Source organism: Cognataquiflexum aquatile, from assembly GCF_003316845.1.
GTDB classification, from domain to species: Bacteria; Bacteroidota; Bacteroidia; order Cytophagales; family Cyclobacteriaceae; genus Cognataquiflexum; species Cognataquiflexum aquatile.
The window spans coordinates 312,358-337,107 of record NZ_QMIK01000004.1 but is presented as its reverse complement, the minus strand read 5'-3'; the positions used below and the strand labels follow the sequence as shown (position 1 = coordinate 337,107).

Genomic DNA, 24,750 nt, shown 5'->3' with positions numbered 1-24,750 from the left:
TTTTGTCTTTAAAATGCCAAATATAACTATTTATTGCTTTGGGAATGGAAAAAATCCCAAAAAAGTCAAAAGGATTGTTTCAAAATCGAAGTGTTTATTCTTTGACTTTCATTACCACCAATACATGCTTTTCCTCTTTCAATTTTTCTTTATTGTTCCTGAAAAAATCATGGATATCGCCTTTTTCGATGGTCACTTTCCTGTCATTGAAAGTTTCAACATAGTCATTGTAAAATCTACTTGATTCATAATAGTAAACTACCTCATTTTCGGAATAAGCCCACGACCACAATTTAAGCTTCATTCCATCAAAATCATTTTCAAGTTCATCGACATGATAGATGACATCAAAGTTGTTATCTAAAAACAGGAAATGGGAATTTCTGATGCCTGAAAAAAATTGAATAAAAATCTTATTCTTGAAAGGGAAAAATGAGTTGATATGTTGGACAATATTATTTTCCATAGCATAAGTATTTACCTTACGAGGATTTTCAGGAAACTCTTTCCTTTTATTGATATCATAGTTGTTTTTGCCAAAGTCGAATTCAAGTTTTTGTTTCAAATAGCCCTTGCCATCAAAAACAGGTATTTCATAATTTAGCAAACTTGTGATAAAAAAAGAATCCCGGTGAGGATCATATTGAAATCCATGAAGACTATTATAACTGTTGAAATGCTCTAAATCTTTGTTGATTGGGACAAATCCTTGTATGACATTATCCTTAATACTTACAATCGTATTCTTTTCAGGACCATACCCTTCTTGAAATTGATAGAGAATGAATTCTTTTCCTATAAAACTCCTATCAGCCATTTCCTTCAATTTTCCCTCCTCAATCAATATTCCATTAATATTGAAAATCAGGTATTTTTGCAAATAGTTACAATGGATCCGAACCAAATCCCCCTCCAGAAACATATCATCAATCAACCGGAATTGGCCTGGACCATCACCAAAATTCCTGATGACATTCTGAAGATTCCCTTTCCTGTCAAAAACAAAAACCGCAGCGGTTTCCCTGCTTTCGACCAAAATTCGATCATCGGTCAATATCATTTTATAAGGACCAACAATCGGAAGACTGTCCGGATAGTCCAAAAGGATGTATTCAATGGATTCGAAATGATCTGATATTTTTCCTTTTTGAGCAGCATCAACATCCACTTGAATCATCTTAATATCCCCTTTGGTCTCTGATTCACAAGAAATCAAGATCGGAATCAGCAGGAAGGTCAATAGTATAAAAATGATGGCTTTGTTTTCTTTCATAAAACTAAATTATAAAAATCACCTAAATCCGCAATAGAAACTTTCCTGTTTTCTCACTATTTTTTAGTCAGAGGGGAAATTCAAATGGCAATTTCTCCAGACTGCGACTGCCAACTGTCAACTAATTAATCCCCTTCCTCCAATTCAAAAATCAACTCCAAAGGCGTCTGGAATACCCGGCCAATTTTGAGGGCAAGAACTGTAGACGGAACGTACTTTCCCGCTTCAATGGAATTGATCGTCTGCCGGGAGACACCGATCTTATCCGCAAGGTCCTGTTGGGTCATGTCTTTCTTGGCACGTTCTACTTTGACTGTGTTTTTCATATCACCTCCGATTAAATCAAAGTAAGGGTTTCCTGTTGTCTATACATCACCCATCTAAACCTAATGATAAACACCAGCTGCAGAGAAAATGTATTGTAACCCATAAACAGCAAATAATCAAAACTGTAAAAGACCAATGTCCCCAAAATAGAAATCAGGGAATACAAATAAAAAGCCAACAGAAGACTGTCAAGTCTGAGTTTTTGAATGTATTCGTCTTCGATTTTCTCTTTTGAAAAAGCAATCAAAAACATAGACAAAAATGTCCCTATGTAAGCAAACTCATAGGTGAAATTTTCATCTGAACCATAAAACAAATCACCTGTTTTTCGGAAACCATCCCAGGTCAACCATGATAATTCATATTCATGAACACCCGAAAGAATGAGCAAAAGCGTCATTGGAAGTAAAAGCGCCAAACCGATAAATTTTAAACGATAAGGCAAAAGTAATTTAGTCAGCATATAGTTTTGATTTACATTTTATTGATTTGATCTCCATTTTTGATATTCGAAGGCAGCAAATACATAGGCATTGAGTAGAAACAATACCAGGGGTGCAGAAAATATCTCCTGTCTGAATTCTCCAAACCGAAGGTAATTGACCACCATGATAGCGACCAAGCCACACATCAACCAAAAAAATCCGGTCTGAAATGCCTGCAACCGAAAGGTCTTGACCATCTCATCTTCTATTTTTTCTTTGGAAAGGTTCAACAGCGTAAAACCCACCGCCCAACTTCCATAGATAATTTCGGCTGCATTGTCAGGACTTAATCCCACTTGCAACAAAGCCAAGACAATCACGATAACCACCGGCAATGGAAAAAAGAGAAACGACAAAGCCCTCCACTTCCTTTCCAACATCGGTACGTACATTAAATCATCATTTTTCATATTTGTAAAGATATTTTTACCAAATGTAAAGTTTGTTTTACATATAGTCAAACAAATTTGATAAAAATTTTTAAATGAAATTATTTAAACAAAAAAAAATCAAGTAGGCTATTTGCCGATCGTCTGTTTTAATTGAAAGGAAAACACCAAAAAAACACGTATTCCTAGTTACCTTTGATAATCAAACCTAAAACACCGAAAACACCACATGCTGAAAGATATCAGAATCGCAATCATAGGTTGCGGAAATCTCGGGACCTCCATCGCCAACGGCTTGCTGGAACAGGCTGATTTTTTGCCACAAAACCTCCACGTCACCAAAAGAAACCCTGCCAACCTCCTTTATCTCCAAGACAAAGGAGTACGGGTTCATTCAGACAATTTGATCGCTGCCAAGGAATCGGACATTGTTATTCTTGGCGTGAAACCATATAATGTCTCGGCTATTTTGAAAGAAATCAAACCGGCACTCGACCCCAAAAAACAGATTATCGTATCCGTCGCGACAGGTATCACTTTGGATGAAATATTTCAGGAAATAGACCCGAAGACGACTGCATTTAGGGCCATGCCCAATATCGCTGCCGATATCCGTGAATCCGTAACCTGCATCTGCGGAAGGAATATCACCGAATCGACAGAAACACAAGTGAAGGATTTATTCAACAGTGTCGGGTTCAGTATCACCATTGATGAAAGTCTGATGGAAGCGGCTACTGTCCTTGGTGCCTGTGGAATTGCTTATGTACTGAGATTTATGAGGGCGATGATTCAGGGGGGAATCCAAATTGGATTTGATGCAAAGACTGCAAGCAAAATCGTAAACCAAACAGTAAAAGGCGCAGCGGAATTGATGATCCAAAAAAACATCCATCCCGAAGAAGCCATCGACAAAGTGACTACGCCGAAAGGCTGTACCATCGTCGGACTCAATGAAATGGAGCATCAGGGTTTTTCAGCCGCCATGGTCAGAGGGGTTTTAGCATCCTATGAAAAAATTGAAAAGAAATAAAAACAAAAATTCCCTGCCTCAAAAATAGAATCGGGAGACAGGGAATTTTTGGTTTGTGAGATTCCCAAATTTATTTTTTCAGCAATACATCCGCAGGAGGCGCTTTCCTGTTTGCCCTGACGTTGGGATGAACAAATGTGTAAAAGAACATCCTCAACTCATAGTTATCTTTTGTAACAAAAACATTACTCATGCCATCAGTAATATCATTAAGGGTTGCCATGTCCTGCTCTTCAAGCCAGTTTTGATCCAGACTTTTGAATATAGTATTTAAGGGTACGAAAGTCATGTCATCTTTTTGGATCATTACTGGATTGGTAAATTTTCCTCCTTTTACTGTTGCTTTACCAAGATAGCATTCACTCTTTCCTTGGTGAATTACAGTTATGACCACTTCATGCTGTCCGTCTGTCACGGGATTTGCACCTCTTTCTGTAAAGGCTATATAATAATCAGTATAACATCCCTCTATTCCTTTTGCATGGAAACTCACGTCAGTTTGGCCAAAAGCGAAATGTAAAGAGAAAAAAAACACAAGAATCGTAAGTCTGTTTTTCATAGTTTTTGTTTTTGAGTTTAGCAGGGCAAGTCTATTTTTTTTAAAACAGGTAAATAACCTTAAAACTAATTTGAGAAAAAAAATCAAAAACAACCACTATTTATTTGCTAAAATTCCCAACTCTTCCAAAGAAATCCTCCCTTCATAATATGCCTTTCCTACAATCGCCCCGTAAACCCCAATTTTCTGAAGTTCTTCCAAATCCCTTATTCCTGCCACACCACCACTTGCTATCAGTTTGATACTTGGAATTTCAGCCAAAATATCCTGATACAATTCCACTGAGGGACCCTGTAATAATCCGTCTTTTGCCACGTCAGTGCAGATTACATATTGGATTCCTTTGGCATGGTAAGATTTGATAAACTCGATCAGGTCCATCGCTGTGGTTTCCTCCCAACCTGAGATTGCTATTTTCCGGTCTTTGGCATCTGCTCCCAAAATGATTTTTTCTCCACCAAAGTTTGCTATCCAGGATTCGAACAAAGTAGGATTTTTGACAGCTATGCTTCCACCTGTAACCTGATGTGCACCGGATTCAAATGCAAGGTTGATATCAAAATCGGATTGGATACCCCCGCCGAAATCTACTTTCAGGGAAGTTCCTTCGGCAATACTTTTCAAGACTTCAAGGTTGACGATTTTTTTCGCTTTCGCTCCATCCAAATCTACCAAATGAAGATTTTTGATTCCGACTCCCTCAAATCGTTTTGCCATCTCCAAAGGACTGTCATGGTAATCTTTTTTTTGGCTGTAATCTCCTTGAGTTAAACGGACGCACTTGCCTCCGATGATGTCTATGGCAGGGATGATTTTCATGGGGAAGTGGGAAGTTGGGAAGTTGGGAAGTAGGAAGTAAGGAAGTTGGAAGTAAGAAGTAAATGGTTAGAGGTTGGAAGTTAGAAGTCAAAGATTGGAATTATCTAAATCAGGAATCAGAGGTGAAAGGAAGGTAACAAGTAAAAGGTTAAGGGTGCGAGCGTGGTTAATTTTTCAATTTTCCAATCTTCAAATTTTACAATTTATAAATTTTCAAATCCTCATGAAATTCTCTAGTATTCTCTCTCCCACTTTTCCGCTTTTCTCGGGGTGGGCCTGCATGGCGTAGAAATTATCCTTGTGCATCAATCCCGCAAAATCAAGCACATAGTGGGTTTTGGCAATGGTAAAATCGCTCAATTCGCAGTAATAGCTGTGGACATAATAGACAAAGGATTCGTCACTCAGTCCCTCCAACAATGGGGTTTTCAAATCAAAAAGATTGTTCCAACCTACATGAGGAACTTTAAAGTCCACATAGCTTTCGGGTATAAACTTTTTGACTTTGACAGGAAATACACCCAAACATGTTGTGTCATTCTCTTCTGAATAGTCACAAAGAAGCTGTTGGCCAAGACATACACCAAAGAATGGTTGGGTAAGGTTTGGGATAAGTTTGTCCAACTGCTTTTCCTTCAGGTAGCGCATGGCAGTACTTGCTTCTCCCTGTCCGGGAAAAATCACTTTGTCCGCTTTGGCTATTTCTTCCAAATTATCGGTAAGAACAGCCTCCGCCCCTAACCGCTCCAAAGCATAAAGGACGGACTGCACATTACCGGCATTGTACTTGATGACTGCTACTTTCATATTTTAGATTTGAGACAGGAGATTTGAGACATCCCAAAACTGAGCCTAAATTTTAATTTTATCAGATTTATATTCTTGAGGAAAATGCAAAAGACTTCTCTCTGCGTTCGAAGTGACAAGGACAAGTTTTTTTCATTTACAGGCGAATTCTAAACTTCCACCGAATCAATTCCTCTTACCTTTCACCACTTACCTTTTACCATCCTTCCGCCTTCATCCTTATTTTCCCGCTTCCTCGGCTACCATTTCCTCTAAGACTTCTTCAATCTCAGGCAATGATTCGAACAACTGCTCATAGCTTTCAATGATAAAGTATTTGTCCTGAAATTTATCCTTCCAGTAAGGAGTGTTCAAAATCCTTTTGACATCATACTCATAATGGGCGGGTACATCCGATAGGCTGTATTTGGTTTCTCCTGCGGAACTCAATATTCCAGCTCCATAGATCTTGAGTTGGCCTTCCTCGCGGATCAATCCAAACTCAATCGTAAACCAATAGATCCTCGAAAGCAATTCGATCGCCCATTTGTTATCGATATGCTTCAGTGCCAATCCACTTAGATTTTCAAGAAAATCCACATAGGGTTGGTTGGTCAACATCGGCATGTGGGCAAAGGCATCATGAAACATATCAGGCTCTTCGAGGTAATCCAACTGTTCCATTTTTCTCAGCCATGTAGAAGAACAAAATCTTCTGTTGTTCATCAGACCGAAGAATAGGTCATCGTCAATCAAACCCGGAACCACTTGGATTTGCCAGCCTGTGGTGTTGGCCAATCTTCTGTTGACGTCTTCAAAATCCGCAATCTTGTCTGCAGTGAAGTTGATTTCTTTGATTCCTTCCAAATAGGCTATCGAAGCCGCTTTGGGAAGGTTGACGATCTGTCTTTCGAAAAGAATCCGCCATACTTCAAAGTCCTCCTTTCTGTAAGCAGCATAGTCCTGCTCCAACTTTTGTAATCTCGGGTCCGAAAAGACCCAGTCTTTGGGTTTATTCATTATTCTATATTTGGGTTGTATATTTTAATTCTTAACCTGATTGGGGTTCAGAGGCATTATGTCAATAGTCCATAGTCCACAGTCGACAGCCCGTCCTTTGTAGATTCAAAACCTCTGTTTGAGTCATGAAGGAAGCGTTTTTTTGAATTCAAAATTTCAATTCTCCCATTCAAAGATCCGTCTATTTGATTCCTATTTTTCAAAATTAACAAAACCTGTAACCTTACCCAAAATCGGAAACTATTACCAATCAAATTAAGGTAAAGGATTTCCTCATAGCAAAAGTCTTCCTGATCCAATCTGCCAACAAGGCACTTTGTGCAAAATCCAAAGTCTGTTGGCCATCTGAATAAGCTTTTTCAGGAATCTCGTGGGTTTCATAGATGATCCCGTCTGCTCCTGCCATCACACCCGCAAGTGCCATTTGGGGTACATATTCCCTGATCCCAATCCCGTGCGATGGATCCACGATCACAGGTAAATGGGACTTTGCTTTCAAAACAGGAACTGCATTCAGGTCCAAGGTATTTCGGCTCGCCCTTTCGTAGGTACGGATTCCTCTTTCGCAGAGAATCAACTTTTCATTTCCTCCCGAAAAAACATACTCGGCAGATTGGAGCAATTCCTCAATGGTACCGGAAATCCCCCTTTTGATCATTACAGCTTTGTCCACTTTTCCCAATTCATCCAATAGATTGAAGTTTTGGGTATTTCTCGCCCCTACCTGATACACATCCACATAAGGGTACATTTCCTCGATCTGGGAGACCTGCATGACTTCGGTGACGATTTTGATTCCGGCTTTTTTGGCCAAACCATACCATAATTTCAAACCGTCAATTCCCAAACCCCGAAAGGCATAAGGACTTGAACGTGGTTTGAAGACACCGCCACGCATCATGGTGATGCCGGTGGCCTTGAGGTGGTTGATGATTTTGACAATTTGGTCCTCAGACTCAATGGAACAAGGTCCTGCCATGATCGCCATATCGCCATCTTTGATGAATATGCCATCGCCAAGGTCAATCGAAGTCGGTTTAACTTTCCACTTTTTGGAGACAAGTTTGTACTCGTCCGAAACGATATGAATGTCTTTAATACCCTCTTGCTGACCGATTTTGCGGATATCAAAATCATTTTTTCCGATCCCGATCAGGTAATCTCCCAATTGGGTTTTGACTTCGGTGATCTTGTAGCCGATCTGACTGATCTCGTTGATCAGTTTGTCTTTTTGCAAATCGGTAATTTCTTCTTTTAACTGGACAATCATAATTTCAATGGATTACGGACTGTATGTAAGATTCAATGTCGGATTTCAAGTCCTGACTTTCTTTGATTTTTTTGATAAAAGCACTGCCAATGATGGCTCCGTTTCCATATTTGGAGGCGGTGGTGAATGTTTCTGAATCGGAAATCCCAAACCCGATCAATCTCGGATTTTTTAGGTTCATGGCCTCCACTCTTTGGAAATAGGCAATCTGTTCCTCGGAAATCCCCGTCCTTGCGCCGGTGATACTATGCGCAGAAACCATATAAATGAACCCATTGGAATGGGTATCAATTTCCCGGATTCTCTTTTCACTTGTTTGTGGAGAAATCAGAAATGTGTTGCGAAGGTCATACTTGTCAAAAACCTCCTTGAATTCATCCAAGTATTGCTGCATAGGCAGATCAGGGAGAATCAGTCCATCCACGCCAATTTCCTGACATTTTTTACAAAAAGCTTCCATTCCATATTGGATGATCGGGTTGAGGTAGCCCATCAAGACCACCGGCAAAGAAACAGTTTGGCGCATGTCCTGCAATTGCTCAAAAAGCCTTTTCAGGCTCATGCCATTGTCCAAGGCAATCTGATTGCTGTCCTGAATCGTGGGCCCGTCGGCAATCGGATCGGAATAAGGAACTCCCACTTCGATAATGTTAGCACCGGCCGACTCGATGGCCTGCATGATTGTAAGCGTATCCTCGAGTTTTGGAAAACCTGCCGTGAAATATATGGAGAGCACCCGCTCTTTTTTGGTTTGGAATAAATTATCTATCCGATTCATAGTTAAGACTTGAGACATAAGATGTGAGATATGAGACTGGATTTTGATAAAAGTTGGAAATTAAGCGAAAAGGAGAAAGGAGGAAGATGAGGGTTTAAAAACTTCCGTCTTCTGTCTTCCGACTTCTGTCTTTTTCGTACTTCCTCCTTCTACCTTCTTACTTACTTCAATATCCTCCCCACTTGATATAAGTATCCAAATCCTTGTCTCCTCTTCCTGAAAGATTGATGACGATGATGTCATCTTTGCTGTATTCAATCAGGTTCAAAGCATGGATCGCATGTGCAGTTTCTATAGCGGGAATGATTCCTTCGGTACGGCTGAGTTCGATTCCGGCCTTCATCGCATCCTCATCCTCCACGGCTACGAATTCGGCCCTTCCAATATCAAACAGGTGCGCATGTACGGGTCCGATTCCCGGGTAATCCAATCCTGCTGAAATAGAATGGGGTTCTACCACCTGTCCATCTTCTGTCTGCATCAGCAATGTCTTGCTGCCATGCAGGATTCCTGATGTTCCCAAAACAGTCGTAGCTGCTGATTTTCCTGAAGTCACTCCCAAGCCTGCAGCCTCTGCAGCCACCAATCTCACTTGGGGAACATTGTAATAATGGAAAAAAGCTCCTGCAGCATTGCTCCCTCCACCTACACAGGCGATGATAATATCGGGATTTTCGGTTCCTTCTTTTTCTTTGAGCTGCCATTTGATTTCCTCAGAAATTACTGACTGAAATCTTGCCACCATCTCAGGGTATGGGTGTGGTCCTACCACAGAACCGATAATATAATGTGTATCGACAGGATTATTGATCCATTGGCGCATCGCTTCATTGGTGGCATCCTTGAGGGTTTGGCTACCGGAAGTCGCAGGCACTACCTTGGCTCCAAGGATTTTCATTCGCTCGACATTGGGCCGCTGTCTTTGGATATCCACTGCACCCATATAGATCGTGCAATCCATCCCCATCAGCGCACAGACTGTTGCGGTGGCCACACCATGTTGTCCGGCCCCGGTTTCTGCAATGATGCGCTTCTTCCCGAGTTTTTTGGCCATGATAATCTGACCCACAGTATTGTTCACTTTATGTGCACCGGTATGGCAAAGATCCTCTCTTTTGAGATAGATTTTGGCACCATACTTCTCGGAAAGCCTGGAGGCAAAATACAATGGAGTCGGTCTTCCGACAAAGTCTTTGAGCAAGCCTCTGAATTCCTTTTGAAATTCCGGTGTGGCCATTATTTGCTCATAGTTTTCTCTGAGTTCCTCAATATTGGGATGGAGCATCTCCGGGATATACGCCCCGCCAAATTTTCCATAAAAGCCTTTTTCGTCGATTTTGATCATTTTTATAGATAGATATGAGACGTGAGATTTGAGATTTGAGACTTCGGCATTTTGGTTTTTTAAACCTTATTTAAATAGGGTTTTTGTAAGTGACTTTTTGAATTCAGAGACCAAGTCGATGTCCTTTAGTCCGGGTTCGATTTCAAATTTGGAATTGATATCCAAGCCCTCCAATTGGGGAACTTTGGACTTCAAATCTTTGATGGCCTCCACATGTCCAATGGTTAAACCACCGCTAAGCAGAAAGGGTTTGTCAAAAGGATAATCCAAGAGGATTTCCCAGTTAAATGTCTTTCCGCTTCCTCCATATGCGTTGGTGAAGGTATCGAAAAGAAAATAGTCCACATGAGGCAGGTATTCCTCAAGTTTGTTCCAATTGATTTTTTGGTCGATTGAAAAGACTTTAAAAACCTCCAAACCTGTTTTTTCTTTTATTTTATTCACCTCTTCCGCACTTTCATCTCCGTGAAGCTGCACAGTGGAAAGTCCAAACTTTTGGACCTTGTCTGCAATATCTGAAAGAGAGGCATCAACAAATACACCTACTTTCCTGATCTCTGTATCTCTGATCCAATCAGCTTGGATATCGTCCACAAACCTTGGTGAAGCCGGGTAGAAAATCAGCCCCATCCAATCCGGTTGGACTTGGCCCAACAGATTCTTGACGTTGGCGGATTCCCGCATGCCACAGACTTTTAGCTTCATTTTATTGAGAAATTGCTTGATTTTCTACCAATAACCTTCTGTATTCATGCATAAAATTATATGCAGCCTGCTCAGGACGCGCAGATTTCATAAAATTTTCCCCGATAAGAAATCCATCAAATCCCGCATTTTTCAGCGATACCAAGGTTTCGGGCTGGGAAATGCCCGATTCTGAGATTTTGATAAAGTCTGTAGGAATCCTTTCCACAAGACCAAAGGAAGTTTCCAAAGAAACTTCGAAAGTCTTCAGGCTTCGGTTGTTGACTCCGATCAGATCCAAATGCTCGTTCAGAGAAGCATCCAATTCCTCGCCATCATGGACTTCCATCAACACTTCCAATCCCAAAGAATGCGCAAAAACTGCCAATTCTTTAAGTCTTTTTGGTTCTAATGCCGCCGCTATCAACAAGATACAATCTGCTCCGATGGATTTGGCCTCGATGATCTGGTATTCATCAATGATAAAATCCTTCCGAAGGATGGGACAGAAATTAAATTTCCTGGCTATTGTCAAATCCTCATTTTTTCCGCCAAAAAACTCTTTGTCTGTCAAAATAGACAATGCAGAAGCACCTGCCTGCATATAACCAATACTGACTGTCTCCACCGAGGCATTGGTATTGATGGCTCCTTTGGAAGGGGATTTCCTTTTGAATTCTGCGATGATGCCTGTTTTATTTTCGTGTTTGATGTACTTTTTCATCGACACGACATTGCTGTCAAAGTAGACACTTTGTTCAAGCAACTTTACAGGTACCAAGCTGCTTTTTTCAGCAACTTCTAATTTTTTGTGGGCAATTATTTTATCTAAAATATTCATCATGTTCAGTTTGAAAATGAAACAGTTGTTTTTGGATTGACCAGGGCATTGAAAACTTTCAGCGCATTTCCCCCATAAAGGGAGTCTTTGGCTTTTTCCAAGGCAGATTCAAATCCCAATTTAGGATCTGCCGTTACCAGCGCCGCAGCGGCATTGGCAAGGACAACAGAATTTTGCGGAACTGTTCCTTTTCCTTTCAATATATTGTCAAATATTCTTGCGGACTCTTCTACGGTTTCTCCCCCCAAGATGGAATCGGGAGATATTTTGGGTAAACCAATACTCTCCGGACTGAGGAGTTTTTCCCCCGAATTGGAAATCATCTTGAAATCCCCTGTGAGGGAAATTTCATCATAGCCGTCCAAGGCATGTAAAATACTGAAGTTGCCATCGTGCTCCTGATAGAGGTAGGCATAGAGTCTCGCCAACTCAAGACTGAAAACCCCTACCAATTGTTTTTTCGGGAAACTCGGATTAACCATCGGGCCCAACATATTGAAAAATGTCTTTACACCCAATTCCTTTCTGATGGGGCCAACATTTTTCATGGCAGGGTGGAAAAGCGGCGCATGAAGAAAACAGATTCCTGCTTCATCGAGGCTCTTTCTGATCTTGCTGATGTCATTGGTAAACTCATAACCAAAGTGCGCCAGTAGATTGGAAGAACCACATATCGAAGACACACCGGTATTACCATGTTTGGCTACATTTTGTCCTGCACCTGCTACGATAAAGGAAGCAAGGGTAGAGATATTGAAAGTATCCTTTCCGTCACCGCCTGTACCGCAAAGGTCCATGGCATCGTATTCGGCTATCTCCACAGGAATGCACAACTCCAACATCGCTTCTCTAAATCCGCCCAATTCCTCTACGGTGATGCTTCTCATCAGGTACACGGTCAGGAAAGCCGCTATCTGACTGGAGTTGTAAGAACCTGAAGTGATTTTTTTCAAAACTTCCTTTGCTTGGTCTTTCGAAAGGCTCCGGTGTTCAATCAGGTGGTTGAGTATGTCTTTCATGGAGGTTGGTTAATAGGTTGTAGTTGTTGTATTGGTTGTGGTTGTTGTAATGGTTGTAGTTGTTATCAGGTTATCAGGTTATTGGTTATTGGGTTAATGGTTAATTGGTTAATGGTTATCTGGCTGGGTCTAATTTTGGACACTTCGTACTTGGTACTTAATATTTGTACTCCCTACTTTCCCAACTTCCAACTTCCCGACCTCCATACTTCCTACTTACATACTTCCTACTTCCCGACTTCCAACCTTCCCATCTCCCCTAGCTTTCCAGCCAATTTTTCATCATCTCTATGCCATGTTCTGTCAACACAGATTCAGGATGGAACTGAAGACCGCGGACTTTGAATTCTTTGTGCCTCACACCCATGATTTGTCCATCGGGTGTTCTGGCGGTGATTTCCAAATCAGGGGAAAGTGTCTGTTCATTGATCACCCAAGAATGGTATCTGCCTATTTTGAATTTTTCGGGAAGGCCTTTGAAGATCAGATCGTCAGCGACTTTCACTTCAGAAGCAAGTCCGTGAACTACTTCCGAAAGGTTGATCAAAGTCCCGCCAAAAGCCTCTCCGATCGCCTGATGTCCAAGACAGATGCCGAGGATATCCTTGGTAGCGGAATATTTTTTCAGCAATTCGGGCATAATCCCAGCTTCGGCAGGAACGCCAGGACCTGGAGAAAGGAGTATTTTATCATAATTGGAGACTTCTTCAAGGCTGATTTTATCATTCCGGAATATATCCATCTGTGGACCATAGCCCAAAGCTCTGATGATATAAACCAGGTTGTAGGTAAAGGAGTCGTAATTGTCTAGTACTAGGAGTTTCATTTTTTTAGATTGGAAAATTGAAAGATTGAAAAATTGGAAAATTAAAATCCAGTTTATTCTAAGCTTTCCTTGGTTAAATTTCAACTTTTTAAATTTTTCAAATCGCTTCTGCTGCTTTCAGGGCTACTCTTAAAGCTTCCAGTTTATTGGTTACCTCCTGCAATTCTGATTGGATAAAAGATTTGGCTACGACTCCGGCACCGGCCTGGAACCGCAATCTGTTGTTTTGGGAAACAAATGACCGGATCAAAATGGCATGATTGAAGTCACCGTTGAACCCCAGGAATCCGATAGCGCCTCCATAGAATTTACGGGAAGTATTTTCAAGTTGGTCGATGAGTTCCATTGCCCGGTACTTGGGAGCGCCGGACAGCGTACCAGCAGGAAATGTATCGGCCACCAATTGCAGTGGGTTGGTACCTTCGGGAAGGATACCGGTCACTTTGGACACCAAATGGATGACGTGGGAATAGTATTGAATTTCTTTGAAAACCTCTACTTCCACTTTTTCGGAGGACCGGCTGAGGTCATTTCTCGCAAGGTCTACCAACATGACATGTTCGGAGTTCTCCTTTGGATCGTCATAGAGTTTCCTTGCCAAGTCTGCATCAGCCATGTCATTTCCTGTCCGTTTGAAAGTCCCGGCAATCGGATAAATCGTGGCTTTGTTGTTTTTTACCACAATCTGCGCCTCCGGTGAACTCCCAAAAACCTTGTAGGATCCATAGTCAAAATAGAACAAATAAGGCGAAGGATTGACGGACCGGAGTGCGCGGTAGACATTGAATTCATCTCCTTTGAATTGGGTGGAGAATTTCCTCGAAAGCACAATTTGGAACACATCGCCACGGAAGCAATGCTCCTGCCCCTTTTTGAGGATATCCAAAAATTCCGAATCGGTATAGTTGGAAGACTCCTCTCCTACCAATTTGAAAGAATAAGAAGGAAGGTTTTTATTGTTGAGAAGCGTCTCCAAAAGCGGAAGCTGCACTTCTGTTTCGATTCCCTCCACCTGATGTTCAAAGAGATGCATCTCATTTTTGAAATGGTCGACTACAATCACGTTTTGATAAACCGCATAATGAAGCATCGGAACCGAATCCGGAGAGGAATTTTCCAGCTTGATATCTTCAAAATAAGCCAAAGTATCATATTGCATATACCCAAAAAGTCCATTGCTGATGAATTTGTGCTTCCCGTTGTCATCCTGAAATCTACCAGAGAACTTTCGCAGCGCATCAACAAGGCTCAATTCAGGCCCAACATGATAGGATATGGACTCGCCAAAAGGAAGTGTTTCCTTCACCTGACCTGCATTGAATGAAAATGACGCGATCGGATTGAAACAGATATAGGAAAAACTGTCCTCTTGCCCATGGTAATCAGAACTCTCCAACAAAATGGGATTGGCAAACCTATCCCTGATCTGAAGGTAAATGCTGACCGGCGTAATCGTGTCAGCCAAGCGCTTTTTATGATGGGTATTGATTTTGAACTTTTCCATTGCAGAGGGTTTAAGGAATAAAAAAAGGGCTTACTGGAAAAACCAGTAAGCCCTTTCGATATGTCAGTCAAACACAAAATTAGGCAACAACAACCGGTTCTTCCATTTTAGAAGTCGAATGCCACCACCAATATTTGTTTTGAGTTGTTTTCATTTTTTTCAGTGGGACAAAGTTAAAAATGCATTTTGCTTAACAAAAAATTATTGAATAAAAATTATCGGTAATTTTGAATAAAAAAATTGAACGCTATGGGTACGATGCCAAAATATTTCAAAAGGGTGTTTGACGATTACCAGGTATTGGTCAAGGTCAATCCTGAGGATTGGACCGGAACTGAACTGATTATCCATCCCGACGGAAAAGTGGAAAAAACCGAAATGGAGTTTGATGATGAAATCATGGAAGACCTCGCCGTGGATGAATTTGTAGCGGGCAATGCCTTGGAATTCAACCTTTATCTTGCCAAATCATAACCGAATTTTTTGGTAAAACTTTAAACGAAAACCGGTTTCAATCCTTAAAAATGACTCTTCTTCACCATCCTACACTTCCGCATACCTGGACAGGACGTCCTTCAGATTCCATTCAATATTGGCATCAGGCTGTGACCTGTGTGGATAATCTGCACATCGATCAACCTTCAAATGGAAAAGGGATTGCAATCCTAGGATATGCAGGAGATGAAGGCGTACGTAGAAATCAGGGAAGAACGGGTGCAGCCAAAGGTCCGGAAGCTATCAGGAAAATGATGGGCCCGATGGCCTTTCACCTGCCTGAGGAAGTTGGGATTTATGATTTGGGGGATATAATCACAGAAGGGGAAGACATGGAATCCAGCCATTCCCTCATTTCCAAAACCGTCACCGAATTACTCCAAAACCACTATTTCCCTGTTTTATTGGGTGGTGGACACGACCTTGCTTTTGCCCATGGTCGCGGGATAATGGAGTATTTGATTCCCAAAGGAGAAAAATTAGGCATCATCAATCTGGACGCACATTTTGACCTCAGGGAATTGAACAGCGGCAAAGGACATTCAGGGTCCCCCTTTTTTCAGTTGGCCAATGATTACCAAAGCCAATTCCATTACCTATGCCTTGGTATCCAACAATCATCCAATCCAAAAGTGCTTTTTGAAACTGCCTTAAAACATAAAGTCCAATGGATGGAAATGGAGGAATTCACTTTGGCAAATTGGGAAACCATTGCACAAACTTTAGATGATTTTTGTCTTCAATTCAATAAAATATACCTCAGTATAGACCTTGATGGTTTTTCATCAGCATATGCACCCGGGGTGAGTGCGCCCTCTCCTTTGGGATTTTCACCTGAGTTGGCTTTCAGGATATTCGATTATTTGGCCAAAACAGGAAAGCTGATAAGCATGGATATTGTCGAACTCAATCCGGATTTTGATCGGGATAATGCCACAGGAAGATTGGCTTCAAAATGTATTGAAAATATTGTAAGAAAGCTTTTTTGAATTGTATTTTTTGACCACAATCAGTTGGTAATGTGACTATTGTCATGTGGTTTTTATTGGAACAATGTTAACTTGGTGCTGTTAAATAAATCCAATTAACTCTAAATTCTTAAAGCCATGGGATTACTAACTAAGCAAAACGGAAGTGCTTGGCCAAAATTGGTCCAGGATTTCTTCGGAACAGAAAACCCTTTTGATTTGGATGAAAAATTCTGGCTTCCTGAAAAAGGCGTGGAAATTCCTTCCACCAATGTGATTGAAAATGACAAAGAGTTCAAACTTGAACTTTCTGCACCGGGCTTTGACAAAAAAGATTTTAAAGTCGAAGTAGTAGATGGAATGCTGAATATCAGCGCCGAAAAAGAAGAGAAGAAAGAAGAGAAAAAAGAAAATTACCGTAAGAAAGAATTCTCTTATTCAAGTATCAGGCGTTCATTTAGCCTTCCTGAGAATGTGATGGACGAAAAAATAGATGCCAAATATGACAACGGTATTTTGAATGTTGTCCTCCCCAAGAAGGTTATTGAAAGTGACAAACCCAAAAAGGCCATTTCGGTAGGTTAAGATTTTTTCCTACGTATGCAAGTCCCCAGCCTATAAGGCTGGGGCTTTTTGTTTTTGGAAAAGCGTTGTATTGTCCAAAGTTTTGATGATTGGAATATACCTACCAATAAATTCCTTTATTTTGAGTAAAAATTGAAATTCAACACCCTCACAACAAAAACCATGAATAAAAAAGGTCTTTTGGTCTATTTATCGGTCATTTTAATTACTGCTTTGGTATCAGGAGCCCAAGCGCAGACTTTTCGGATCTTTGACAAGCCCATTATTTTTGACGAGGAAAGAGAAAAACTCTCTATTGAATACCTGAAAAACAGACACGGGATTGAAAAGGAAACCGCGACAATTGTTCCCACCATGGTTGTAGTGCATTGGACCGCAGTGTATTCCTTGGAATCGACTTTTGATGTTTTCAATCCTGTTCAACTTGGTGGCCGACCGGAACTTACTGCTGCTAGTAACCTCAATGTTTCGGCGCATTTTTTGGTTGACCGGGACGGAACTATCTTCAGGTTACTTCCTGACACGACCTTTGCAAGACATACCATTGGACTCAACTATACTGCAATTGGTATCGAAAATATCGGGGGCCCGGATGCGCCACTGACCAAAGCGCAGGTCAAGGCCAATGCTGCATTGATCAGATACCTCAACAGAAAATATAAACTGACCTATGTCATCGGGCACCACGAATATTATGCCTTTCAGGGAACACCCATTTGGAAAGAAACTGACCCCAACTACCTGACCCAAAAACAGGATCCAGGACCAAAATTCATGAAAAAGCTAAGAAAAAAACTGGCAGATCTGAATTTCAAAAGTAATCCTTAACCAAACATGAAGCCTCCATTCAAATTGAATAAATCCCGAATATTTCATTTAGCTTTCCTTTTTGCCCTGGTCATGGGAATACAGTCCTGCAAGACAATGACACCTGTCCCCACTTCCAGAACGAAAACAAGTCCGCAAGTCTCTGTTCCCGCTAAACCTGACGGCAACAGCAACTATCCTCCCAAAACCGTTACTGCACCAAGTCCTCCTTCTTTTTACAAACCTTTGGAAATTGAATTGGGACCGAGTCCAAGGGAATTCAGAGGAGTTTGGATCGCGACAGTCGCCAATATTGACTGGCCAACTTCTTCAACAGATTCCTATTCCAAGCAAAAGGAAGATTTTGTAAAGCTTCTGGATTATTACAAATCACTCAATTTCAATGCGGTGATTGTGCAGGTTCGGGCAGCCGGCGATGCATTTTATCCATCCAAATTTTCCCCTTGGTCCAAATACCTGGCAGGGAAACAAGGCCAAAAACCAAATACCATGGAAGATCCTCTTTCTTGGATGATATTGGAATCGCACAAACGGGGATTGGAATTCCATGCATGGTTTAATCCTTACCGGGCTACCATGACCATGGAAACCAAAGACCTCAGTCCAAACCATGATTTTGTCAAGCATCCCAATTGGATGATCAAGTATGCCACGAAGTATTATTACAATCCCGGTTTGCCCGAAGTAAGGGCTCATCTGGTAGAAATCATCAAAGAAGTAGTCCAAAATTACAATATTGATGCCATCCACTTTGATGACTATTTTTATCCTTACAAAGTGGAAAAGGAAGTTTTTAATGACGCAGCATCTTTTAAAAAGTATGGAAAACCCGGACAAAAACTCGATGATTGGCGAAGAGAAAATGTCAATCTTTTGGTCAAAGAAGTAAATGAAACCATCAAAGCCGAAAAGCCTTGGGTTCAATTCGGAATCAGTCCTTTTGGCGTATGGAGAAACATCGACAAAGACCCGTCAGGATCCAAAACCAGAGCCGGACAGACCAACTTCGACGATCTTTATGCCGATGTCCTGACATGGATGAAAAACGGATGGATTGACTACCTCATTCCCCAATTGTACTGGAGCATGGATTATAACCTTGCTTCACACAGAGAATTGGTAAACTGGTGGTCAAAAAACCATTACAACACCAAAATTTATATCGGAAACGGCCCCTACAAAATCCGTGACAATGCGGACAAAGCCTGGGAAAACCCAATGGAAATCTCCAATCAGGTGGGACTGTCCAAGATCACTCCAAACATATCCGGGAACGCTTACTTCAGTGCCAAATCGATGTATGTAAAAAATAAGGATGTCGCCGATTTGCTGCACAAAAACCATTACCACTTCGCGGCATTGCCTCCTGATGTACTTCCAAATCCCAATGGCAATCCAACAGGCCAAACTCCCATTCTGATCCCACATGGCGACGGATTTGCTTTTCAGTTTGAGCGGGGTATACAGCCGGATTTTCGGTTTGCATTGATCTACATCGCGCCGACCCTTCCTGATCTGCAAAAACGCAAAGAGAATGTTTCCTCCCAAAGGATATATCTGGATGAAAGCAACAGGATGTTGCTTCCGGTTTTGAATACCATCAGTCAAAAATACATTGCCATCAGTTTCTTGGATCGATTTGGTAAAGAAACAAAACCAAAGGTTTTCGAAATTCAGGCTAACCCAAAAACCCAAATCCCATGAAAGACATGCTTGTCCGCTTGATGGAACTCCCGGATATTTCGGAGAATGAAGCCATTTTGGCTAAGGAGAATATCGTGTTTCGAAAACCGATACCTCCTGAAAAGTCATTTGTCAGGGAATGGGTGTTTGAAAATTTCGGTATTTACTGGGCAAATGAAGTGGAGTCAGCCTTTTGCCAAATTCCTGTAAACTGTTGGATTGCGCAAAAAGGAAATGAGATTTTGGGTTTTGCCTGTTTTGAATCTACTGCAAAGAACTTTTTTGGGCCAACAGGAACTCTGGAAGCTATGAGGGGAAAAGGAATAGGAAAAGTACTTTTGGTCAAAAGCCTTCAATCCATGAAGGAAATGGGATATGCCTATGCCATCATCGGGGGAGTGGGACCTGCTGATTTTTATAAAAATACTGTTGGGGCAAGCATCATTGAAAGTTCTGAAATCAGCATTTACCAAAACCTCATCAGAAAGAAGCCATGAGCAAAACCATCAAAAACAATCCATGGTATTGGGTTCCACCTCTGTATCTGACGGAAGGGATTCCTTATGTGTTAATCATCACGGTTTCTGTCATCATGTATAAGAAACTGGGGGTGGAAAATTCTGATATTGGACTCTACACCAGTTTCCTTTACCTCCCTTGGGTCATCAAGCCACTTTGGAGTCCATTGGTAGACCTTTATGGAACCAAACGAAAATGGTTTTTGGCAATGCAGCTGGTATTGTCTTTTGCCTTTCTTTGCATAGGCCTCAGTGTACCTACAGATCAGTTTTTTGTTTTGACATTGGCATTTTTCTGGTTGGCTTCTTTTGCTTCTGCGACCAATGACATTGCTTCGGATGGGTTTTACCTCTTGGCTTTGAAGGAAGAACAACAATCGTTCTTCATCGGTCTGAGAAGCACATTCTATCGTGTGGCGATGGTAACCGGTCAGGGATTGATTGTGATTGTGGCTGGATATCTTGAAGTCACATACGGAGACAATACCAAAGCTTGGTCTCTGACCATGGTGTTGGTCGGGGGATTGATGTTTATACTGACACTGATCAATCTCTGGACAACTCCCAACATAGAAAAAAGTAGCAGCTACGTGAAAGAGGTTCAACTGACATTTGGGAAGGTTTTCGGTTCTTTTTTTCAGAAAAAAGAAATCTGGGTCGCGTTGGCCTTTATACTTTTCTATCGCTTGGGAGAATCCCAATTGTTAAAAATGGTTTCTCCTTTTTTCTTAGATGGCAGAGCTGATGGTGGTTTGGGTCTAAGTACCACGGACGTCGGTTGGATTTATGGGACATTTGGGATTATTGCACTTTCTCTTGGAGGCATCATCGGAGGTGTCGTCATATCTAAAGATGGCTTGGGCAAATGGATGTTGCCGATGATTTTGGCATTGAACGTACCCAATTTCTTCTATTACCTTTTGGCCTATTTCCAACCTGAATCCGCATTTTGGGCCGGCGCTGTTGTAGTAGTGGAGCAGTTGGGTTATGGGTTTGGATTCGCAGCTTTTATGATGTACCTGATATATGTTTCAGAAGGACCTTCCAAAACTTCCCATTATGCCATAGCAACTGGATTTATGGCCATGGGAATGATGCTTCCCGGTATGGCAAGTGGTTTTGTGCAGGAATGGTTGGGGTATGAAGGGTTCTTCCTTTGGGTAGTCGCGGCAGCAATTCCTGGTATTCTTTTGGTGAGGTATGTGAAATTTCCAAAGGAATATGGGAAGAAAAAAGAAGGGATGAAGGGTGAGGGTTGAAGGATGAAGTTGGAAGTTCGAAGTAGTGAGGTGGAAGGTTGGTAAAAGGTTAGAGGTGAAAGGTAAGAGGAATGGATAGGTTGGGAGAAGTGATTTAGTTGTTTAAAGAAAAAATTTCTCCTTGTCACTTCGAACGCAGAGAGAAGTCTTTTTAAAGGTTGAAGGCTAAAGGTTGAAGGATGAAGGGGTGAGCAACTCTTAGAAAAAAAGCCCAATTGAAGAAAAAATTTCTCCTTGTCACTTCGAACGCAGAGAGAAGTCTTTTTAAAGGATGAAGGCTAAAGGTTGAAGGATGAAGGGGTGAGCAACTCTTAGTAAAAAAGCCCAATTGAAGAAAAAATTTCTCCTTGTCACTTCGAACGAAGAGAGAAGTCTTTAAAATGGATTTAAAATTGAAATCAAAAATTTTCTCAAAAATGACTTTAAAAGAAAAAATTGGACAGCTTTTTTCGCCGGCGGCATTTATCCATGATACGGAAGAAAATTATTTGAAAATCGAGTCATTGATCAAAAACCAACACATCGGTGGCCTTACTTTTTTCCATAGCCGCCACAGTGCCGCAGCAAATTTTGAGAAAAGACAAGAAAAGCTGACTTATGAAAATACGCTTGAAAAACTTCGGGCATTGATCGTCCGATACCAATCCATTTCCAAACAACCACTTTTAATGAGTATTGATGCCGAGTTTGGGTTGGCGATGAGGATAGAAAATACACCCCAATATCCATACGCCATTACCTTGGGAGCACTTTCTCTTGAACATGAGGATTTGGTTTTTCAAACAGGTTACCGGATGGGAAAAGACCTCAAGCAGACTGGAATTCACCTGAATTTTGCCCCGGTTGCGGACATCAATACCAATCCCAAAAATCCTGTGATCGGATACAGGTCTTTTGGACCTAACAAAGAGAAGGTGAGCAGATTTGCCTTGGCAATGTATCAAGGTATGGAGAAAGCCGGAATTGGGGCCTGTTACAAGCATTTTCCGGGACATGGAGATACAGACACTGATTCCCATCTTGGACTTCCTGTGATTAATAAAACAAAAGAAGAATTGATTTCCGAAGAACTTTATCCTTTTGCCAATGGGATCAAAGCGGGTATCGACATGATCATGGTGGGGCACTTGGCTGCACCGGCGCTTTCCAACGGAAAAACTATTCCCGCATCCATTTCAAAAGAAATCATTACCGACTTATTGAAAAGGGAAATGGGATTCAAAGGAATCGTGGTTTCCGATGCATTGAATATGAAAAGTGTCTCTGACCTTTTTCCCGAACCGGGACAGTTGGAGTGGGAAGCATTCCTTGCAGGAAATGACCTGCTCTGTTTTTCAGAAAATGTGGCAGAAGGAATAGAGATGATCCTCAGGAATGGATCAGAAGAAAAGATTTTGGATAGTTATCAAAAAGTGACCCGCCTTAAGGAAAAACTCGGAATCAATTCTGATTACCTTCCGAAAGAAAAAGGATTCGACTGGTCTGGTCATATTGCTTTCAATGACAAGCTCCCACGCCATTACATCACCGAAATTTCCAACCAAAACCCACAAACCTCCCTTGATTTATCAGATGCCAAGTTTGCGAAGGTTTCTTTATTTCAAGAAAATGAAAATGTTTTCTTTTCAGAATTGGACAAAGTCACTTCTTCTCAATCAATTGGCTTGACTTCCCTTACCGATCCGAGCTGGGAAAAATTAAAGGATTTTGACAACTTTCTGATCGCGGTTTTTGTACCCTCGGCCAAGCCTGTGAATAATTTTGGGATGGACATCGAAATGATCAAAAAGCTTATGATCTGTATTGAAAATAAAAACTGTCAACTCTATCTGTTCGGGTCTCCCCTTTCACTGAATGAAATCGGCAATTTCCAAAAATTCAGTAAAATCATTTGTGCCTTCCAAAATTTTGAATCTGCCCAAAAAGCAGCTGCCCTCCACTTCTTGGGAAAAATTGAAGCAGAGGGCAAGCTTGATTGATTGTGGTTAATTTCTTGTCAAAATCTTAAATTGATCCATTACCCTATAGGTTGCTTTGGTCAGTTCGGTATTGACTTCAGGGGAATAAAAATCAAAACTCGCAGGAGTATATCCTTGCCAAATAGTGTTACCCCTTTTGTTGTCGATCACAAAAATAACCAACATGCCATTGTTTTCAGTGAATTTTACCTGATTGTAATTTTCATCTTTCTCCCGGTTTTCTTTTTCCTGCTGTTCTGTCAGTTCTACTTCCTCGCTCCTTCTCTGCACCCAATAATCAAAATTAGGCTGTTCATATCCCCGGTATTTCACTCCATCGATAAATACCTTGTAATTGATCAAAATATCGGGCTTCTCGGGCTGTAATTTAAAACCCTGAGAACCCAATCTATTGGTAATTGTCCTTTCAATAGCCAAATGATGGTTAGTCGTATCGGGAAATGGGTTAATGACAAAACCAAAAGTTTTGTATCTCTTAAAATTACCAGCATAATTAAAATCGTATTCTGCGATGTAATCTTTTTGGCTCATGCAAGCAGAAAATGCAACAGCAAGGGAAAAGAGAAATAGTGCTGATTTTTTCATAACAAACAACCTTTGAGGGAATTTAAATCGTTTAAACAAACATAAAGACTGGCTATTGATTCAATTCATTAATGACTTATAGAAAACTTCTTTAGGCCACGAATGTTTTGAAGTTATAAAATTGATTATGAAGTGATTATAATTAAATTTATTGATCAGAACAAGAAAATAATAGAATCATTTATTGGTTTTTTTATAATCCAAGAAAGTTGTTAGTTTTTAACCTTTTAAATTCTATGGGAATATTCATTGTTGGAGATGTCCACGGGTGTCTCAATACCTTCTTGAATCTTTTGGACCATTGGGATCCGAAATCTGAAACCCTGATCCAATTAGGCGATCTGGTGGACAGAGGGTCATTATCACCCTCGGTTATCCATCTGGCTTTTGAACTTCAGATTAATTTTAAAAAAGAAGCCCATTTTTTGAGAGGCAACCACGAGCAACTGATGATCGACTACATGAAAGGGGAAGACAGGTTGGGAGTGTGGCAGTCGAATGGAGGAAACAAAACCCTCCGTCAGTTTGAAGAAGCCCACATAGATCCGGACAACTACTCTACTTGGTTGACAGACCTTCCTTTGGTATGGGAAAACGACTCTGTGCAGGTAACACATGCGGGGTTTTCAGGAATTGGAAATCCTTATGACCAAAAGAACACCAACGGGCTTTTATGGAACAGAAAGTCTTTGATCAATACCGGGAAACTTCAGGTAATCGGGCATACACCAAATTGGGACGGAGTCCCCAAATACAGCAAGGAATCAAATTCCTGGAATATTGACACAGGAGCTTATGGGGGTGTCTGCCTGACAGGAATCAGATTGGAAGATGATGGGACTTTTATAGAGACTGTTTCAATTCCCACAGAAGCAAGCGACCTTCTCTGAGG

27 protein-coding genes are annotated in these 24,750 nt (G+C 41.1%); 10 read left to right on the top strand and 17 right to left on the bottom strand.

Translation table 11 applies throughout. The features are described from left to right. Positions 1-94: 94 nt before the first annotated feature. The 4 genes from DQW11_RS13010 to DQW11_RS12995 form a co-directional block, all read right to left on the bottom strand. Positions 95-1,273, bottom strand: coding sequence for a 6-bladed beta-propeller (locus DQW11_RS13010; protein ID WP_113924504.1), 1,179 nt, complete (start codon positions 1,271-1,273; stop codon positions 95-97). A 125-nt stretch (positions 1,274-1,398) separates the two neighbouring features. Then, positions 1,399-1,599, bottom strand: a complete 201-nt coding sequence (locus DQW11_RS13005; protein WP_113924503.1) for a helix-turn-helix transcriptional regulator — start codon at positions 1,597-1,599, stop codon at positions 1,399-1,401. Between the two features lie 11 nt (positions 1,600-1,610). Continuing rightward, positions 1,611-2,063, bottom strand: coding sequence for a hypothetical protein (locus DQW11_RS13000; protein ID WP_157966110.1), 453 nt, complete (start codon positions 2,061-2,063; stop codon positions 1,611-1,613). A gap of 18 nt (positions 2,064-2,081) precedes the next feature. Continuing rightward, positions 2,082-2,495, bottom strand: coding sequence for a hypothetical protein (locus tag DQW11_RS12995; RefSeq protein WP_232826741.1), 414 nt, complete (start codon positions 2,493-2,495; stop codon positions 2,082-2,084). A 208-nt stretch (positions 2,496-2,703) separates the two neighbouring features. Here DQW11_RS12995 and proC point away from each other — a divergent pair, with 208 nt between their 5' ends. After that, on the top strand, positions 2,704-3,507 hold the full coding sequence (proC, locus tag DQW11_RS12990; protein WP_113924501.1) for a pyrroline-5-carboxylate reductase: 804 nt from the start codon (positions 2,704-2,706) through the stop codon (positions 3,505-3,507). Positions 3,508-3,577: 70 nt separating this feature from the next. Here the strand turns inward: proC and DQW11_RS12985 are convergent, their stop codons facing one another. The 12 genes from DQW11_RS12985 to DQW11_RS12930 form a co-directional block, all read right to left on the bottom strand. Next, a complete protein-coding gene (locus DQW11_RS12985) occupies positions 3,578-4,066 on the bottom strand; it encodes a hypothetical protein (protein ID WP_113924917.1) in 489 nt (162 codons plus the stop codon). A 96-nt stretch (positions 4,067-4,162) separates the two neighbouring features. After that, positions 4,163-4,885, bottom strand: coding sequence for a 1-(5-phosphoribosyl)-5-[(5-phosphoribosylamino)methylideneamino]imidazole-4-carboxamide isomerase (gene hisA, locus DQW11_RS12980; protein WP_113924500.1), 723 nt, complete (start codon positions 4,883-4,885; stop codon positions 4,163-4,165). Between the two features lie 213 nt (positions 4,886-5,098). Next, positions 5,099-5,692 carry an imidazole glycerol phosphate synthase subunit HisH gene (gene hisH / locus DQW11_RS12975; protein ID WP_113924499.1) on the bottom strand — a complete coding sequence of 198 codons (594 nt, stop codon included), beginning with the start codon at positions 5,690-5,692 and terminating at the stop codon, positions 5,099-5,101. A gap of 219 nt (positions 5,693-5,911) precedes the next feature. Beyond that, the gene (locus tag DQW11_RS12970) at positions 5,912-6,691 is read right to left on the bottom strand and encodes a phenylalanine 4-monooxygenase (RefSeq protein WP_394337146.1); all 780 of its coding nucleotides are present in this window, start codon (positions 6,689-6,691) and stop codon (positions 5,912-5,914) included. A gap of 250 nt (positions 6,692-6,941) precedes the next feature. Then, the gene (gene aroF / locus DQW11_RS12965; RefSeq protein WP_113924497.1) at positions 6,942-7,961 is read right to left on the bottom strand and encodes a 3-deoxy-7-phosphoheptulonate synthase; all 1,020 of its coding nucleotides are present in this window, start codon (positions 7,959-7,961) and stop codon (positions 6,942-6,944) included. 4 nt (positions 7,962-7,965) lie between these two features. Then, entirely contained in the window at positions 7,966-8,739 is a 774-nt protein-coding gene (gene trpA / locus DQW11_RS12960; protein ID WP_113924496.1) for a tryptophan synthase subunit alpha, read from the bottom strand. A gap of 166 nt (positions 8,740-8,905) precedes the next feature. Next, positions 8,906-10,084 (bottom strand): tryptophan synthase subunit beta, encoded by a 1,179-nt coding sequence (gene trpB, locus DQW11_RS12955; RefSeq protein WP_113924495.1) that lies wholly within the window; start codon positions 10,082-10,084, stop codon positions 8,906-8,908. A 66-nt stretch (positions 10,085-10,150) separates the two neighbouring features. Next, positions 10,151-10,789: a phosphoribosylanthranilate isomerase gene (locus DQW11_RS12950; RefSeq protein ID WP_113924494.1), complete on the bottom strand. Its 639-nt coding sequence runs from the start codon at positions 10,787-10,789 to the stop codon at positions 10,151-10,153. A gap of 1 nt (position 10,790) precedes the next feature. Beyond that, entirely contained in the window at positions 10,791-11,609 is an 819-nt protein-coding gene (trpC, locus tag DQW11_RS12945; RefSeq protein WP_113924916.1) for an indole-3-glycerol phosphate synthase TrpC, read from the bottom strand. A 5-nt stretch (positions 11,610-11,614) separates the two neighbouring features. Then, complete coding sequence (trpD, locus tag DQW11_RS12940) at positions 11,615-12,628, bottom strand: anthranilate phosphoribosyltransferase (RefSeq protein ID WP_113924493.1); 1,014 nt, start codon at positions 12,626-12,628, stop codon at positions 11,615-11,617. A gap of 259 nt (positions 12,629-12,887) precedes the next feature. After that, positions 12,888-13,454 (bottom strand): anthranilate synthase component II, encoded by a 567-nt coding sequence (locus tag DQW11_RS12935; protein ID WP_113924915.1) that lies wholly within the window; start codon positions 13,452-13,454, stop codon positions 12,888-12,890. 97 nt (positions 13,455-13,551) lie between these two features. Further along, positions 13,552-14,958, bottom strand: a complete 1,407-nt coding sequence (locus DQW11_RS12930; RefSeq protein ID WP_113924492.1) for an anthranilate synthase component I family protein — start codon at positions 14,956-14,958, stop codon at positions 13,552-13,554. Positions 14,959-15,207: 249 nt separating this feature from the next. On the opposite strand from DQW11_RS12930, the gene DQW11_RS12925 reads away from it, so the two are divergent. The 8 genes from DQW11_RS12925 to DQW11_RS12890 all read left to right on the top strand — a co-directional run bounded on the left by DQW11_RS12925 (position 15,208) and on the right by DQW11_RS12890 (position 23,273). Then, positions 15,208-15,432: a hypothetical protein gene (locus DQW11_RS12925; RefSeq protein ID WP_113924491.1), complete on the top strand. Its 225-nt coding sequence runs from the start codon at positions 15,208-15,210 to the stop codon at positions 15,430-15,432. A gap of 50 nt (positions 15,433-15,482) precedes the next feature. Next, positions 15,483-16,442 (top strand): formimidoylglutamase, encoded by a 960-nt coding sequence (hutG, locus tag DQW11_RS12920; protein ID WP_113924490.1) that lies wholly within the window; start codon positions 15,483-15,485, stop codon positions 16,440-16,442. Between the two features lie 117 nt (positions 16,443-16,559). Beyond that, a complete protein-coding gene (locus tag DQW11_RS12915) occupies positions 16,560-17,006 on the top strand; it encodes an Hsp20/alpha crystallin family protein (RefSeq protein WP_113924489.1) in 447 nt (148 codons plus the stop codon). Positions 17,007-17,168: 162 nt separating this feature from the next. Continuing rightward, the gene (locus DQW11_RS12910; protein ID WP_113924914.1) at positions 17,169-17,834 is read left to right on the top strand and encodes an N-acetylmuramoyl-L-alanine amidase; all 666 of its coding nucleotides are present in this window, start codon (positions 17,169-17,171) and stop codon (positions 17,832-17,834) included. Between the two features lie 6 nt (positions 17,835-17,840). Next, a complete protein-coding gene (locus DQW11_RS12905) occupies positions 17,841-19,538 on the top strand; it encodes a glycoside hydrolase family 10 protein (protein WP_113924488.1) in 1,698 nt (565 codons plus the stop codon). Beyond that, positions 19,535-20,014, top strand: a complete 480-nt coding sequence (locus DQW11_RS12900; protein WP_113924487.1) for a GNAT family N-acetyltransferase — start codon at positions 19,535-19,537, stop codon at positions 20,012-20,014. Before DQW11_RS12905 ends, DQW11_RS12900 begins: the two co-directional genes overlap by 4 nt. Next, entirely contained in the window at positions 20,011-21,294 is a 1,284-nt protein-coding gene (locus DQW11_RS12895) for an MFS transporter (RefSeq protein ID WP_113924486.1), read from the top strand. Before DQW11_RS12900 ends, DQW11_RS12895 begins: the two co-directional genes overlap by 4 nt. A 416-nt stretch (positions 21,295-21,710) precedes the next feature. Continuing rightward, entirely contained in the window at positions 21,711-23,273 is a 1,563-nt protein-coding gene (locus DQW11_RS12890; protein ID WP_113924913.1) for a glycoside hydrolase family 3 protein, read from the top strand. Between the two features lie 6 nt (positions 23,274-23,279). Here the strand turns inward: DQW11_RS12890 and DQW11_RS12885 are convergent, their stop codons facing one another. Beyond that, positions 23,280-23,858, bottom strand: coding sequence for a DUF4136 domain-containing protein (locus DQW11_RS12885; protein ID WP_113924485.1), 579 nt, complete (start codon positions 23,856-23,858; stop codon positions 23,280-23,282). A gap of 236 nt (positions 23,859-24,094) precedes the next feature. Between DQW11_RS12885 and DQW11_RS12880 the strand changes: the two genes are divergently transcribed. Further along, the gene (locus tag DQW11_RS12880; RefSeq protein ID WP_113924484.1) at positions 24,095-24,748 is read left to right on the top strand and encodes a metallophosphoesterase family protein; all 654 of its coding nucleotides are present in this window, start codon (positions 24,095-24,097) and stop codon (positions 24,746-24,748) included. Positions 24,749-24,750 lie beyond the last annotated feature (2 nt).